The sequence below is a fragment of the Streptomyces sp. NPDC048277 genome (assembly GCF_040652235.1).
In the GTDB taxonomy this organism is placed as follows: domain Bacteria; phylum Actinomycetota; class Actinomycetes; order Streptomycetales; family Streptomycetaceae; genus Streptomyces.
In genome coordinates, this window is record NZ_JBEZLQ010000006.1 from 304529 (window position 1) to 319316 (window position 14788).

General features: G+C 71.9%; 10 protein-coding genes and 1 pseudogene. 6 read left to right on the forward strand and 5 right to left on the reverse strand.

Features of this window, described 5'->3' with window-relative positions; all coding sequences use genetic code 11:
• Positions 1–3: 3 nt before the first annotated feature.
• Complete coding sequence (locus AB0D85_RS16550) at positions 4–1509, forward strand: NADH-quinone oxidoreductase subunit C (protein ID WP_362319990.1); 1506 nt, start codon at positions 4–6, stop codon at positions 1507–1509.
• Here the strand turns inward: AB0D85_RS16550 and AB0D85_RS16555 are convergent.
• From AB0D85_RS16555 to AB0D85_RS16565, 3 genes are read right to left on the reverse strand one after another with little or no spacing between them, the layout of a single operon-like run.
• Positions 1488–1673 carry a hypothetical protein gene (locus AB0D85_RS16555; RefSeq protein ID WP_362319992.1) on the reverse strand — a complete coding sequence of 62 codons (186 nt, stop codon included), beginning with the start codon at positions 1671–1673 and terminating at the stop codon, positions 1488–1490. The genes AB0D85_RS16550 and AB0D85_RS16555 overlap by 22 nt on opposite strands.
• Complete coding sequence (locus AB0D85_RS16560) at positions 1670–2008, reverse strand: metalloregulator ArsR/SmtB family transcription factor (RefSeq protein WP_362319995.1); 339 nt, start codon at positions 2006–2008, stop codon at positions 1670–1672. Before AB0D85_RS16560 ends, AB0D85_RS16555 begins: the two co-directional genes overlap by 4 nt.
• Positions 2009–2013: 5 nt before the next feature.
• Complete coding sequence (locus AB0D85_RS16565; protein WP_362319998.1) at positions 2014–2196, reverse strand: hypothetical protein; 183 nt, start codon at positions 2194–2196, stop codon at positions 2014–2016.
• Between the two features lie 280 nt (positions 2197–2476).
• Here AB0D85_RS16565 and AB0D85_RS16570 point away from each other — a divergent pair, with 280 nt between their 5' ends.
• Both AB0D85_RS16570 and AB0D85_RS16575 read left to right on the forward strand, forming a co-directional pair.
• Complete coding sequence (locus AB0D85_RS16570; protein ID WP_362320381.1) at positions 2477–3628, forward strand: glutathione-independent formaldehyde dehydrogenase; 1152 nt, start codon at positions 2477–2479, stop codon at positions 3626–3628.
• A gap of 106 nt (positions 3629–3734) precedes the next feature.
• On the forward strand, positions 3735–6671 hold the full coding sequence (locus AB0D85_RS16575; RefSeq protein ID WP_362320001.1) for a SpoIIE family protein phosphatase: 2937 nt from the start codon (positions 3735–3737) through the stop codon (positions 6669–6671).
• Here the strand turns inward: AB0D85_RS16575 and AB0D85_RS16580 are convergent.
• The gene (locus AB0D85_RS16580) at positions 6596–8119 is read right to left on the reverse strand and encodes a hypothetical protein (protein WP_362320004.1); all 1524 of its coding nucleotides are present in this window, start codon (positions 8117–8119) and stop codon (positions 6596–6598) included. The genes AB0D85_RS16575 and AB0D85_RS16580 overlap by 76 nt on opposite strands.
• 158 nt (positions 8120–8277) lie before the next feature.
• Positions 8278–10439: pseudogene (locus AB0D85_RS16585) on the reverse strand (MMPL family transporter).
• A 353-nt stretch (positions 10440–10792) separates the two neighbouring features.
• Between AB0D85_RS16585 and AB0D85_RS16590 the strand changes: the two are divergent.
• From AB0D85_RS16590 to AB0D85_RS16600, 3 genes are all read left to right on the forward strand, one after another.
• Positions 10793–11788: an XdhC family protein gene (locus tag AB0D85_RS16590; protein ID WP_362320007.1), complete on the forward strand. Its 996-nt coding sequence runs from the start codon at positions 10793–10795 to the stop codon at positions 11786–11788.
• A 123-nt stretch (positions 11789–11911) separates the two neighbouring features.
• Entirely contained in the window at positions 11912–13189 is a 1278-nt protein-coding gene (locus AB0D85_RS16595) for a methyltransferase domain-containing protein (RefSeq protein ID WP_362320010.1), read from the forward strand.
• A gap of 187 nt (positions 13190–13376) precedes the next feature.
• Positions 13377–14774, forward strand: a complete 1398-nt coding sequence (locus tag AB0D85_RS16600) for a VOC family protein (RefSeq protein ID WP_362320013.1) — start codon at positions 13377–13379, stop codon at positions 14772–14774.
• Positions 14775–14788 lie beyond the last annotated feature (14 nt).

Below are 14788 nucleotides of genomic sequence, written 5' to 3' on the forward strand. Positions count from 1 at the left end.
GCGATGCGCACCGCGTACGACATCGACGTCACCGAACTGCCGCTCCGGGCCAAGGAGTTGCTGACCAGCGGCCATCGGCTCGCACTGGTCGCCGCCCACCACGACGAGCGCGGGATCCGCGTGGTCTACCTGTTCGTGACCGGCCCGCCCGACACCCGCACCGAACTGCACGTGCGCCTCGACCCCGACCGGCCCGAGGTCCCCACCCTCGCCCATCTCTCCTTCCCCGCAGGCCGGTTCGAGCGCGAGATGCGCGACCTGTTCGGCATCGTCCCCCTCGACCACCCGCTGCCCCGCCGCCTCGTACGGCACTTCCACTGGCCGCGCGGCTGGTACCCGATGAACCCCGACGCCGGCCCGCCGCCCGCCTTCGGCGAACAGGAGGGCCCGTACCCCTTCCTGGAGGTCGAAGGCGACGGCGTGTACGAGATCCCGGTCGGACCCGTGCACGCCGGGCTCATCGAACCGGGCCACTTCCGCTTCTCCGTCGTCGGCGAGACCATCCTCAAACTCAAGGCCCGGCTCTGGTTCGTCCACCGGGGCGTGGAGAAGCTGTTCCAGGGCCGCTCGGTGGCCGCCGGGCTCCCGCTCGCCGAACGCATCAGCGGCGACACGGCCGTGGGACATGCCCTGGCCTACTGCCTGGCCGTGGAGGAGGCCACCGGCACCGAGGTCCCGGCCGGGGCGCAGCGCGCCCGCGCCCTCCTCCTGGAGCTGGAGCGGATCCACAACCACGTCGCCGACCTCGGCATGCTCTGCAACGACGTCGGCCACGGCATCCTCAACGCCCACGCCCAGCGCGTCCGCGAGACGCTCCTGCGCCTGAACAAGGACGTCACCGGCCACCGGCTGCTCCGCGGCGGCGTCGTCCCGGGCGGCGCGGCCCTGCGCACGCTGCCCGATCCGGCCCTGCTGAAGGCGATCCGCGAGGACATCGGGGAGATCACCGGCCTCGCCCTCGGCCACTCCACCGTGCGCGACCGCTTCACCGGCACCGCGGTCCTGCGCACCGCCGCGGCCCGGGAGATCGGCTGCCTGGGCTGTGTCGCCCGGGCCAGCGGCATCCCCGACGACGCCCGGGTGACGCACCCCTTCACGCCGTACGGCACACGGCTCGACGTACCCGTCCACGACGGCGGCGACGTCCTGGCCCGTTTCCTGGTCCGGGCCGAGGAGATCACGACCTCTTTCGCCCTGGTCGAGGAGTTCGCCGAGCGACTCACCGCCCCCGGCGCGCTGCCGGCGGCCCGGCCGAGGCCAGGCGCGGTCGCGGGAACGGGCGTGGGCGCGGTCGCCGGTACGGGCGTGGGCCTGGTGGAGGGCTGGCGGGGCACCATCGCCACCCGCGTCGAACTCGCCCCCGACTCCACCCTGACCCGGGTCAAGCCCGTCGACCCGTCCTTCTTCAACTGGCCCGCCCTGCCGGTCGCCCTGGCGGACACGATCGTCCCGGACTTCCCGCTGACCAACAAGAGCTTCAACCTGTCCTACGCGGGCAACGACCTCTGACCCCGGCCGGTGAGGTCCGCCGCGGGCCTCGCGGTGACGTCGCCGCCGTGTTCCGCGGCCCGTTCGGCCACCATCCGCAGCCCCGCGCCCATGCCCGCGTCGCAGAGATCCGGCAGATGCGGCTCGGCGTCCGCGACGCCGGCCGCGGGGAGGTAGCCGGTCACCGCGCCGCCTCCGTCCCCCGCAGCTCCTCCAACAGGTCCTGCCGGCCGGTCAGCAGGGTGGCCAGGATCCGTCGCGCCGCGGCGAGCAGCTCGGCGACATCGCCGCCCGCCAGCTCGTACACCACCGTCGAACCGGTACGGGTCGCGGTCACGATGCCCGAGCGGCGCAGCACGGCGAGCTGCTGGGACAGGCTCGACGGCTCGACCTCGATCGCCGCGAGCAGTTCGCGCACCGGCCTGGGGCCGTCCTGGAGCAGTTCGAGCACCCGGATGCGCACCGGGTGGCCGAGCATCCGGAAGAACTCGGCCTTCGCCTCGTACAGCGGAACCGGCATTCCGATCACCCCTCGTCCGCGCCTGTCGTCCCGACGTCCAGCCCGTGCCGCCGTGCCAGCCGTATCGCGTCCTCCAGCTCGTCCTCGGCCACCGCGACGGCATACGCGTCCGCGGCCCGCACGGCGGCCGCCAGCGCGGCGCGCGCCTCGCGCACCCGTGCCAGCAGCGCCTCGGCGGCTTCGTTCACCAGGACCTCCGGACGGTGGATCACCTAGGAACCACGACAACTGACGAATTGCAGAACTCTTCAATTTGATTGTAAGGGCCGGAAGCGGCCCGCGACAGACGCCGTGCGGGTTGCAGTGCCCGCCTGAGCGGCGTTTTCTGGAAGTATCCGATGGTGAAACAAGAGCGCCTAGGGTCGCGGCACGGACCGGGGGCTCTGCCTCGACGTGTTTCTCCTGGCCACCGCCTCGGTCTGCGCGGTCCGTCGCCGTCACCTGGCGTTCGACGCGGAGGTGAGCCAGGTGAAAGCCGTCGTCTACGACAAACCCTTCAGCGTCTCCGTCAGGGACGTCGACGATCCGCGGATCCAGCACCCGAACGACGTGCTGGTACGGGTCACATCGACCGCTATCTGCGGATCCGACCTGCATATGTACGAGGGCCGTACGGCCGCCGAGTCGGGCATCGTCTTCGGCCACGAGAACCTCGGCATAGTCGAGGAGACCGGCGAGGGCGTGACCTCGCTGTCCAAGGGCGACCGCGTCGTCATGCCGTTCAACGTCGCGTGCGGATTCTGCAAGAACTGCCTGGCCGGCAAGACCGGCTTCTGCCTCACGGTCAATCCGGGCTTCGCCGGCGGAGCCTACGGCTATGTGGCGATGGGCCCCTACAAGGGTGGGCAGGCAGAGCTGCTGCGTGTACCGTTCGCCGACTTCAACTGCCTGAAGCTGCCGCCGGGCCAGGAGTTCGAGACCGACTTCGTGCTCCTCGCCGACATCTTCCCGACCGGCTACCACGGCTGCGAGCTCGCCCAGGTGTCGCCCGGCGAGAGCGTGGCCGTCTTCGGAGCCGGCCCGGTCGGGCTGATGGCCGCCTACTCCGCGCTGCTGCGCGGTGCGTCCAAGGTGTTCTCGGTCGACCGCGTGCCCGAGCGGCTGGCCAAGGCCGAGGAGATCGGAGCGATCCCGATCGACTTCACCAAGGGCGACCCGGCGACCCGGATCAAGGAACAGACCGGAGGCGAGGGAACGGACAAGGGCGTCGACGCCGTCGGCTATCAGGCCCAGGCGCACGACGCGAGCCACGAGGAACCCGCCGTCGTCCTGAACACCCTCGTCGAGACGGTACGGCCGACCGGCATGCTCGGCGTGCCGGGCCTGTACGTCCCGTCCGACCCGGGCGGACCCGACGAGCACGCCAAGCACGGCCAGCTGCTGGTCTCCATCGGCAGGATGTTCGAGAAGGGCCAGCGGATGGGCACCGGCCAGTGCAACGTGAAGCAGTACAACCGCCAGTTGCGTGACCTGATCATCGCCGGGCGGGCCAAGCCCAGCTTCGTGGTCTCCCACGAACTGCCACTGGAGGACGCGCCCAGGGCGTACGAGAAGTTCGACCAGCGGATAGAGGGCTACACCAAGGTCGTCCTGCACCCCGGGCACGCGCTCGCGGCGTAGGTCCGTCCACACCCCCACGGCGGGCCGGCTCCCGTGACCGGCCCGCCCCGATGTCCGGCAGGGCCTGCTGTGGGCCGGTCGAAAACCCCGGATGTAGTTTTGTCTTATGCACGCGCGGCTGTCTCTGCTCGTGGGCACGGACAAGGGGATCGCCGAAAGCGAGATCTTCCGGTTGGCCCTCCAGCACGCGGCGGCCGAGACGGACGCACTGGGCGGGGCCATCCATCTGCGCGGCCCCATGTCGGCGCTGCGCCTCGTGTCCTCGACCGGTCTGCCGCCGGCGCTCACCCGTCCCTGGGAGATCGTCGACCAGGACGGACCGACGGTACCGGCGCGTGCGGTGCGAGAGGGCCGCAGCGTGTGGGTGCCCACCGAGCCCCCCGGCGCTCCCGGGCCGCCGACGAGGCCGTGGCCGGGTGCGGGACTCGCCTCCGTACCGATGGTCAGCGCAGACCGCACGATCGGCGCACTCACCCTGCTCATGGGCGGCGCGGGCGAGCCGACCGGGGAGCGGTGGGAGTTCCTGCGGAGGGTGGTCGCCTGGGCCGAGGAGTGGATGCGTCAGGCGCCGCCGCCCGCCTCGCCGCGGGAGGAACTGGTCGGCCAACGACTCCGGCAGGCACTGAAGGCAGTGACGGTCGGCACCTGGGACTGGAACATCCGTACCGGCGAGCTGCTGCTGGACGAGGCGGCGACGGCCCTGTACGCGGGCGGTGACCCGGCCGACTACGTGCCCCGGATCGAGAGCTGGATGCAGGTCATCCACCCCGACGACCTGCCGTGGACGCTGGCGGCGGCGGAGCGGGCGATCCGCGACGGCACCGTGTACGAGGCGGAGTACCGGGTGCGGCGCCCGGACGGCAGCTACGGCTGGACGCAGTCCCGCGGCACGGTCGTGGAGTACGACGACGGGGAAGCGGTCCGGATGGTGGGCATGGGGTGGGACACCAGCGAGTCCCGTACCGCCCGCGACGCGCTCAGCCGGGCGCTGCGCCACATGAGCGACGGCTTTCTCCTGGTGGACGACGACTGGCGGATCACCTTCGCCAACCTGGAGGCGGAGCGCACGCTCAGCGCCCGGGAGGAGGAGCTGTTCGGGCGTGTGCTGTGGGACCTGCCCGCCGTGCGACAGGTCCCCGATCTGGAGGCCCGATGCCGCAGGGCCGCCGTCACGGCCACGTCCGAAGGCTTCGACGTGCGGATAGCGGCCGGACGCCGGCACCATCTCCGGCTCGTCCCCGGGCCCGACGGGCTCACCCTGTATCTCACCGACGTCACCGAGAAGCGGCGGCGCGAGTCGGAGGAGGCCGCCGCCGCGCGGGCCGCCGCCGAGCGTTCGGCCCGGATCGCGGAACTGACCACCGCGCTCGCCAAGGCGATGACGTCGCACGACGTGGTGGAGGCGGTCGCCCAGCGGGTGCTGCCGCCGTTCGGGGCCAGCGGCCTGGCCGTGCTGGCCGTCGAGGGCGGCCGGACGGACGTCGTCGGCGCCGTCGGTTACCCGCGGGCCTTCCTCGACACGCTCGACGGCCTGCAGGTGACGGCGAGCGATCCGGTGGGGGAGGCCGCCGGTACCGGCGCGCCGCTGTTCATCGCGTCGGCCGAGGAGTACGCCGAGCACTATCCGCGTCTCGCCCACCGGCCGCGGCTGGCCGGCAAGCAGGCCTGGGCGTTCCTGCCGCTGACCGTCTCCGGGCGCACGTTCGCCGTCTGCTCGGTCGCCTTCGACCGGCCGCGCCGCCTCACATACGAGGAACAGACGCTGCTGACCGCGATCAGCGCTCTCGTCGCACACGCCCTGGAACGGGCCCGGCTCTACGACGCCGAGCACACGCGCTCACAGGAACTGCAACGCGGACTGCTTCCCCAGCGGCTGCCCGAAACCCCCGCGTGCACCGCCGCGGCGCGCTTCCTCCCCGCCGGTCAGGGCATGGACGTGGGCGGCGACTGGTACGACGTCATCCCGTTGTCCGCCGACCGGGTCGCGCTCGTCATCGGCGACGTCATGGGCCACGGCCTGTCCGAGGCGGCCACCATGGGCCGGCTGCGGACCGCCGTGAAGACCCTGGCCGACCTGGAACTGCCCCCCGACGAGGTCATGGGTCACCTCAACGACATCGTCGGCGGCCTCGGCGAGGACTCGTACGCCACCTGCCTGTACGCGCTCTACGACTCCACCACCCGGATCTGCTGCATCGCCCGGGCCGGTCATCCGCCCCCCGCGGTGGTTCAGCCCGACGGCACGGTGTACTTCCCGGAACTGTCCCCGGACCCGCCGCTCGGCGCGGCCGAACCGCCCTTCGAGACGGTCGAGCTGGAGCTGCCCGACGAGAGCCTGCTCGTGCTGTACACCGACGGCCTGGTCGAGTCCCCCAGCCGTGAGATCGACAAGGGGATGGCAGAACTGGAGCAGCTCCTGCGCACGGCCGACCGCGGGAGCCTCGGACGGCTCTGCGACACGGTCACCACCGGGCTGCTCGCGGACGGGCGGTTCCGCGCCCATGACGACGCCGCGCTGCTCGTCGCGCGCGTCCACGCGCTCGCCGCCGACAGGATCGCGTCCTGGCAGCTTTCCGAGGACCCCCGGGCGGCCGGTCAGGCCCGCGACCGGGTGCGGGAGCAGCTGTCCGCCTGGGGGCTCGACGACCTGACGACGACCACGGAACTCATCGTGAGCGAGCTGATCGGGAACGTCGTACGGCACGCGAAGGGCCCGGTGAACCTGCGGCTGCTCCGCAGCGCCGGCCTGATCTGCGAGGTCTCCGACGGAAGTCTGACGACACCCCGCATGCGCCGCGCGTCCGAGACGGACGAGGGCGGGCGCGGTCTGCAGCTCGTCGCGGCACTCTCCCAGCGGTGGGGCACGCGCTACACGGCGGTCGGGAAGTGCATCTGGACCGAGCAGGCGCTCAACGGTTTCGCCGATGTCCTGCCGAGTACGGGTGGCCCCGGGGGCGCCGATGAGCCTCAGCGGCTGTCCGCCGCACAGGCGGAGCAGACGACGTCGTCCGTGGCGGTCCGGTCCATCTCGACCGCGATGTAGGAACGGTCGCAGGCACGGCATCGGACGCGGGTTTCCCAGATGTCCTCGACCTCGTCGCGCGGGTCGCCGCCGCGGGCGCGTACGGGGTCGGGGCCGAACCGGAGCGCCAGCCAGTACAGCCCGGCCGCCAGGGCGACGGTGATCAGCGGTGCGAGCTGGGCGAGCGTGGCGTGTGCCGTCTGCTCCGTGAGGGTGATGCCGATGGCGGAGGCCACCGCCCAGGCCCCGGCTCCGGCGGTGACCGGGGCGAGCCGCAGGGGCCGGAACTCGGGCAGCCCGTCGCGGTCGGCTCCGCGTACGGCGATGTGGACCAGGGCGATGGCCACCCAGGCGGTGACGAAGACGCCCTGCCAGGCCAGGGCGCGCAGCAGATAGCCGAGTACGTCGGTGAGCATCAGCAGGTACGCGACGACTCCGGCGACCGCCACCCAGGCCACGCGGGGCAGCCTGACCCGCAGCACACGGGCGGCGAAGGCCTCCAGGTTGGTGGAGGCGAGGTAGTAGTTGGCGGTGTTGATACGGGTCTGGGACACGATGATCACCACGACCCCCGCGAAGCCGAGGGTGCGGAGGAACGCGTCCACCACCCCGGTCTCGGAGCCCGCGATGTGCCAGGCGCGCAGCAGGTAGATACCGATCAGGCCGTTGACGGCGAACGTGCAGAGGTAGAACACCCAGCCGAAGGTGACGGTGGAATGGAAGCCCTGGTCCGCCGCCCGGCCGAAGCGGGCGTAGTCCACGGTGTACATCATCATGATCCACACGCCCATGTAGATCAGGTACGAGGTGAGCCAGCCCGGCAGCGCGCCACCGCCGGCCGGGGCCGAGCCCAGCCAGTCGTGCGGGTAGCCCCGCTCGACGGTGGCCGTGACGACGGCGGCGAGCAGCCCGGCCACGTACAGCGGGAGCAGTACCCCGTTGAGCTTGTCGAGCCAGACCCGGACTCCGCCGATCACCAGGGGCAGGGCGTAGAGCACCACGGCGAGATACCAGAGCCTGATCTCGCCGCCGAAGTACCGCTGGAGGGCCACCGCGATGATGGACCCCTCGAAGACGCCGTAGTAGACGGCGGTGGCCGCGAAGAGCAGCGGTGCGAGCGCCGAGCCGAGCACGCCGAACAGCCGGCGGGAGAGCAGGGCGACGGTGAGGCCCGTGCGGGCGGCGTACCGGGACAGGACGAAGTTGACCACTCCGTAGGTCACCATCGACAGGGCCATGCCCACGATGGTGGCCGGCGTACCGACGGCGTCCGCCGAGGCCACCGCGATGTACAGCCAGAACATGGCCGAGAACAGGGCTCCCCAGGCCATGGCCAGCGACCAGCGGCCGGACCGCCAGGACCGTGGTACGACGTGCGTGGAGTAGTCCTCGGTGGCGGCCTCCCTGACGACCCTCGGATCGTCGGTGAAGGACACCTCCAGCGCCTGATGGCCGGGATCCGCGGGCATGATCGCCTCCGGAACACGGGAGCCTCCGGAAGTTCCTCGTGTGATCCCATTTTGCGTTCTTGCGGGCGATGCGGCTCGGCGAGCCGCATCGCCGGCGGCACCTGACGGGTCTGCCCGGCCGCGTGGCCCGGCAGACCCGTCCGTGGTGACGTCGGCCGCTAACTGCTGTGCCCCGCCGGGGTGTTGCGTTCCTCGCCGGGTGCCGGAACGGAGCCGGCCGGGGCCGTGCCCGCCGCCGGTTCCGCCCGGTCGGCGTGGCCGGGCCACCAGGCCGCGTGGCCGATCAGCGCCGTGAGGCTCGGGGTGAAGAACATCGCCATGACGAACGCGGCGACCGCGATACCGAAGGAGACCGCGAAACCCATCTCCGTGAGCAGCGCGTTGCCCGCCAGCATCATCGTGGCGAAGGTCGCCGCCAGGATGAAGCCCGCCGCGGCCACCGTCGGACCGGCGTGCCGCAGCGCCATGCCGGCCGCCTCGCGCGGGTCACGGCCCTCGCGTGCCTCCTCGCGGAGCCGGGCGATCATGAGGATGTTGTAGTCCGTGCCGATGGCGACCACGAAGAGATACATGATCACCGGGAGCATGAACATCAGCCCGGGCTTGTTCTGCGCGTCCTGGAAGATCCAGACCGTGGTACCGAGGGTGGCGCCGAAACCGAGCCCCACCGAGGCGATCAGATACCAGGGGGCGACCACGCTGCGCAGCAGCAGCCCCAGGATCACCATGATCAGCAGGGCGGCGACGGGGAACACCGTCCGGTAGTCGTGGTTGACCGCGGAGTCGATGTCCTTGTAGATCGAGGACATACCGCCGACGACCGCCTCGGTGCCCTCGGGAGCGCCGGCGTGCGCGACGTCCCGCACCCGGCCCACGGCGTCGAGCGCCTTGTCCGTCGACGCCTCGTACTTGAGGGTGACGGTGAAGTCCGCCGTGGTACCACCCTTGTTGACCTGGGTCATCCGGGCGCTCGCGACACCGTCCACGGCACCCAGCTTCCGCGCGTACGCGTCGAAGCCCGACGTGTCCAGCGGCTTGCCGTCGGTGCTGGACAGATAGACGTCGGTGGGCGCGGCGGCACCCGCCGAGTACGCCTTCTGCATCTCGTCCTGGACGACCATGGACTCCTTGGTCTTGGGCATCGAGCCCGACGCCAGGTCGAACGTGGCCTTGTAGCCGAGCGTGCCGAGCGACAGCACGAGCAGAACGAGACCGGACAGCGCGGCGGTCAGCGCTGCACACCACGGCCCAGGGCCGCGAAACGGGCGTTGGCCGGCTCCCGCTGCCAGGACTTCGAGGGCCAGAACACCTTCGGGCCGATGAGCGAGACGACCGCCGGGATCAGGGTCAGACCCGCGACCAGGGTGACGGAGACCGCGATGGCCAGCGCCGGGCCCATCTGCTTCAGGAAGCCCAGCGTGGACAGCACCAGCGCGAGGAAGGCGATGATGACCGCGCCGGCCGCCGAGGCGATGGCCTCGCCGACCCGGCCGACCGCGTTGATCATGGCCTGCTTGGGTTCGTCGCCCGCGCGCAGGCGTTCGCGGTAACGGAACATCAGGAACAGGAAGTAGTCCGTGCCCACGCCGAAGAGCACGACGATCAGGATCGACGAGACGGAACTGTTGGCCTGCAGATCGAACAGCTTGGTGGCGTAGGCGATCAGCCCGTTGGCGATCGCGGACACCAGACCGATCAGGATCAGCGGCAGGAACGCGAGGATCGGCGCCCGGAAGATGATCAGCAGGGTCACCAGGATGATCGCGAAGGTGCCGATGCCGATCAGCGCCTCACCGCGTTTGGACGAGTCCTGCTGGTCCAGGGCCTGCGCGGCCGAACCGCCCAGCCTGACCTCCAGGTCCGTGCCCTTGACCAACTGCTTGACGTCGTCGCGCAGCACCTTGGCCGCGTCCGCCTGTACGGGCTGGCCCGCCTTCTTGCTGTCCATCTGGACCAGCGTCATGGTGTACCTGCCGTCCTTGGACGGCTGGCCGGGGACGACCTTCTGGACCTGATCGATGTGCTTGCCGCCCAGTTCGGTGGTGATCCGGGCGACGGCCTGCTTGTCCTCGGCGGTCAGTCTGCCGCCGTCGGTGCGCTGGTACAGGGCGATCGCGGCCGGGGTGAAGGCGCTGGGGAACGCCTTCTCCTGGAGGCCGGCCGCTTTGATGGACTCGTAACTCTTGGGCAGGAAGCTGCTCTCGTCGCTGTTCGAGGGCAGGCTCGGGGCGGTGGCGACGATCGCCACCGCCGCGATCAGCCATGCCACGATCGTCCAGACGGGATGTCGGACGACGGCAGTTCCAATGCGTCGGAACATGCGGAAGGTCCTCCTGGGTAGGAAGATCACCGCAGCCCGGGGAGCGGACCCTGGCATCGGCGACCCCGACCGGCACGCATCCAACGAGCCGGTCGCATGGTTGTCTTGGGGCCATATGGTAGGGATCGCAGACGAAGATCGGTCCAGTGGATTTTCCGTGGCGCGCGTCCGCGGTACGGCTCCCGCGCTGTCCACCCGGCACTTTCCGGCACTTCCGGGCCGTTCCGGGCCCGGGGGAGAACCCGCGTTCGGCGGGCGTGCCGGGACCTCCCCTCACTAGAATTCGGGTGATGGCGTCCTCGCCCGCCAGACGGTCTGCCGGCGCCGACGTCCGGAACGGGAAGGACCACGACATGCGCGAGCTGGCGGACACGGCACGGCAGTGGGCGGCCCAGGGGCGTACCGGAGTCCTCGCCCGCCCCGTCGCCGAGCAGGGCTTCGGTCCCCGGCGCCCTTCCGACGCGGTACTGATCGACGAGGGCGGACACTGCCACGGCACCCTGTACCGCGGTGTGTTCGACGCCCACCTCGCCACCGAGGCGGCCACCCTGACCGCGGGACACACGGCGCGCGTGTGCGCGGTGTCCGTCCACGCCGACGAGGTGCGGCGGGCCGGCCTGACCTGCGGTGGACAGGCGGACGTCCTGCTGCAGCCGCTCGCCGCGATCCCCGCCCGCTGGTGGACCCTGCTGGCCGAGGGGGCCGACGCGGCGCTCATCACCCGGCTGGACGCCGACCGCACCCGGGCGGTCAGCATCGTCGCCGCACCGGACGACGGCACCGTCCCCCAGGGGCCCGTACAGTCCGTCGAACGGGCCCGGGAACTGCTCGCCCGCCGCCGGGCCGGCCGCGAGACCCACTCCACCGACGCCGGACTCGTCCTCATCGAGTCCTTCCCGGCCGTACCCCATCTGGTCGTCGCCGGCGGCGGCGAACTCGCCGAACTCCTGGTCGCCCAGGCCCACCTGCTGGACTGGCGGGCGACCGTGACATCCACGGCCCAGGACACCGTGAAGCTGCTGGCCGACCGCCCGGCCGCCGCCTGCCTGATCGTCCTCAGTCATGAACCGGACGTCGACATCCCCGTCCTGCGCGCCGCACTGACCGGCGGGGTCGCCTATGTGGGCGCGCTCGGCTCACGGCGTACGCAGGCCCGTCGCGCCCAGGCCCTCACCGAGACCGGCCTCGACGACACCCACCTCGGGCGCATTCACGGCCCGATCGGCCTCGACCTGGGCGCCCGTACCCCGGCCGAAACGGCACTGGCCATCTGCGCCGAGGTACTCGCCGCGCTCGACGGGCGCGAGGTCCGGGTCCTGCACGAGGAGAGCGGGCCGACCGGCCCCTGACGCAGATACCGGGGCGGTACGGGAAACCGGTTCGCACATACGACCCTGACAGGCCATCCGGTCTCGTACATGCGTTTTGCTCCCGCCGTCGGCCGGGTACGGTCGTGCGGGAGGTGGTGGCCCGTGATCCAGATCGTGGAGCACACACCGCAGGAAGGCCCGTACGCCATCGGAGCCGCACTGGAGGCGGCCGGGCTGCCGCTGCGGGTCTGCCGGACCTGGGCGGGCGACCCGGTGCCCGACACCACGGACGGACTGATCGCCCTGGTGGTGATGGGCGGTCCGATGGCCGCCTACGACGACTTTCCCGGCCGTACCGCTGAACTGGCCCTGCTGCGCTCCGCGTTGGAGGCCGAGGTGCCGGTGCTCGGGGTGTGCCTGGGCGCCCAGCTGCTGGCGGTCGCGGCGGGCGGCACCGCCAGGCCCGGCACCGGAGCGCAGATCGGCTGGGGCGAGATACGGATGACGGCAGCCGCCCCCGCCGACCCGCTGTTCGCCAACGCCCCCGGCCACCTCCGGGTGCTCCACTGGCACAACGACACCATGGATCTCCCGGCCGAGGCGACCCTTCTGGCGTCCTGCGACCGCTACCCGGTGCAGGCGTTCCGGATCGGTCGCTCGGCCTGGGGCACCCAGTTCCACCTGGAAGTGGACGAGCCGGCGGTCGAGGCCTTCGCCGGGGCCTTCCCGGAGGAAGCGGCCACCGCGCCCGGCCTGCTGGAGTCCGCGCCCACCGAACTGGCCGCCCTGGCCCGGCACCGCGACGACATCTTCAAACGCTTCGCCGCCCTCGTCGCGGGCCGGTCCGAACAGACCACGGCCCGGGCCTTCTTCACCCGGCGCGCCGCCACCTGGGAGGAGCGCTTCATCGACGACGGCCCCCGGTACGCGGCGGCGGTCGGCCGGATGGGCCTCCGCCAGGGCCGACGCGTCCTCGACCTGGGCTGCGGGACCGGCCGGGCGCTGCCCGCGCTCCGCGCACACGTCGGCGCCGGCGGCGTGGTCACCGGTATCGACCTCACGCCCGCGATGCTCCGGGCGGCGCTGCGCGAAGGCCGGGACAGGGACGGGCGGTTGCTGCTCGCCGACGCCTGCCGGCTGCCGCTGCGGACCGGCGCGGTGGACGCCGTCTTCAGCGCGGGCCTGATCAACCACGTCCCCGACCCGGCGGCGGCGCTGCGCGAATGGGCCAGGGTGACCGCTCCGGACGGCGTCCTCCTCCTCTTCCACCCGTCCGGCCGCGCCGAACGCGCCGCCCGCCACGGGCGCCCCCTGGACCCGGAGGATCTGACGGCCGAGGAGAACCTCACCCCCGCCCTGCGGGCGGCGGGCTGGGACCTCGGACTCTACGAGGACGCCCCGCACCACTTCCTGGCACGAGCGACCCGCGCACACACCTGACCGCACCCCGGTCCGACACCAGCCCCGCCTGCTGTACCGCCTTCTGTACGGCAGCGGCCCGGTCGGCGACCATCGATGACATGATCCGCCGACCCGCACCACGCCCTCGCTCCCGCGGGCGCCCGCGGTCGGCGCCGGTTCCGCCCCGACACCCACGTCGCGTGAACCCCGACCGAAAGGCCGAACCATGTCAACGATCAGTCAATGGCAGCTGCGGGCCGCGTTCGCGGTCCGGCTGTCGGAGATGTACGGGCAGGAGGTTCCCGCCTACACGACGCTGGTGGACGTCGCGCGCGAGGTGAACGAGGACGTGCTGCGCGCCCGGGGAGCCGACGCCGAACGCCTCGGGACCATCGGCCGCGTCACCGCCGAACGGCACGGAGCCATCCGCGTCGGCACACCGCGCGAACTCCGGCAGGTCGCCCGCGTCTTCGGCGCCCTCGGCATGTGCCCGGTCGGCTTCTACGACCTGCGGGAGGCCGCCGCCAGCGCCGTCCCCGTCGTCTCCACCGCCTTCCGCCCGGTCGACGGCGAGGAACTCGCCCGCAACCCCTTCCGGGTGTTCACCTCCATGCTCACCGCGGCCGACCCCCGCTTCTTCGACACCGACCTGCGTTCGCGTCTGGAGACCTTCCTCGCCGGCCGGGAACTCTTCCCGCCGGAGCTGCTCACGCTGGCCGACCGGGCCGCGGCCGACCGCGGACTGCCTGCGGACGATGCCGAGCGCTTCCTCCAACTGGCCGTGCAGGTCTTCGAGTTGTCGAAGGAACCGGTGGACCGGGCCTGGTACCGGACCCTGGAACGGGTCTCCGCCGTCGCCGCCGACATCGGCGGCGTCCGCAGCACGCACATCAACCACCTCACCCCGCGCGTCCTGGACATCGACGACCTGTACCGCCGTATGACGGACCGCGGCATCGAGATGATCGACACCATCCAGGGCCCGCCGGCCTGGAAGGGCCCCGACGTCCTGCTGCGCCAGACCTCCTTCCGCGCCCTGGCCGAACCCCGCCCGATGCGCACCGAGGACGGCAGCGTCGTCAGCGGCGAACTGCGGGTCCGCTTCGGCGAGGTCGAGGCCCGCGGCATCGCCCTCACCCGCACGGGACGGGCCCGCTACGACGAACTCCTCGGCCGAGTCGACGAACAGGCCTCCCAGAACCCCGCCGAGTCCCGCGCCGACATCGCCCGTTCCATGTGGGAGGCGCACATGCCCGGCAGCGAGCAGGAACTCGCGGCCGAGGGACTGGCGTACTTCACCTACCGCCTCGCCGACGACCGGCCGCGCGACGGCGCCACCCCGCCCGCCGGCATCCGCGAACTGGTACGGCAGGGCTGGGTACGCGCCGAGCCCATCGTCTACGAGGACTTCCTGCCCCGCTCCGCCGCCGGCATCTTCCAGTCCAACCTCGGCGGCGAGGGCACCCGTGACGACGACCGGCAGGGCACCGCCTACGACGCCGACCGACTCTCCGGCGCCGTCGAACGCGAGGTCCTCGACCCCTTCGCCCTCTACGAGCAGCAGCAGAACCGCTCCCTCGCCCATGTCGCCCGCGCCCTCGGCCTCACCGACCCCCTCCGCTGACCCCCCACCCCCTG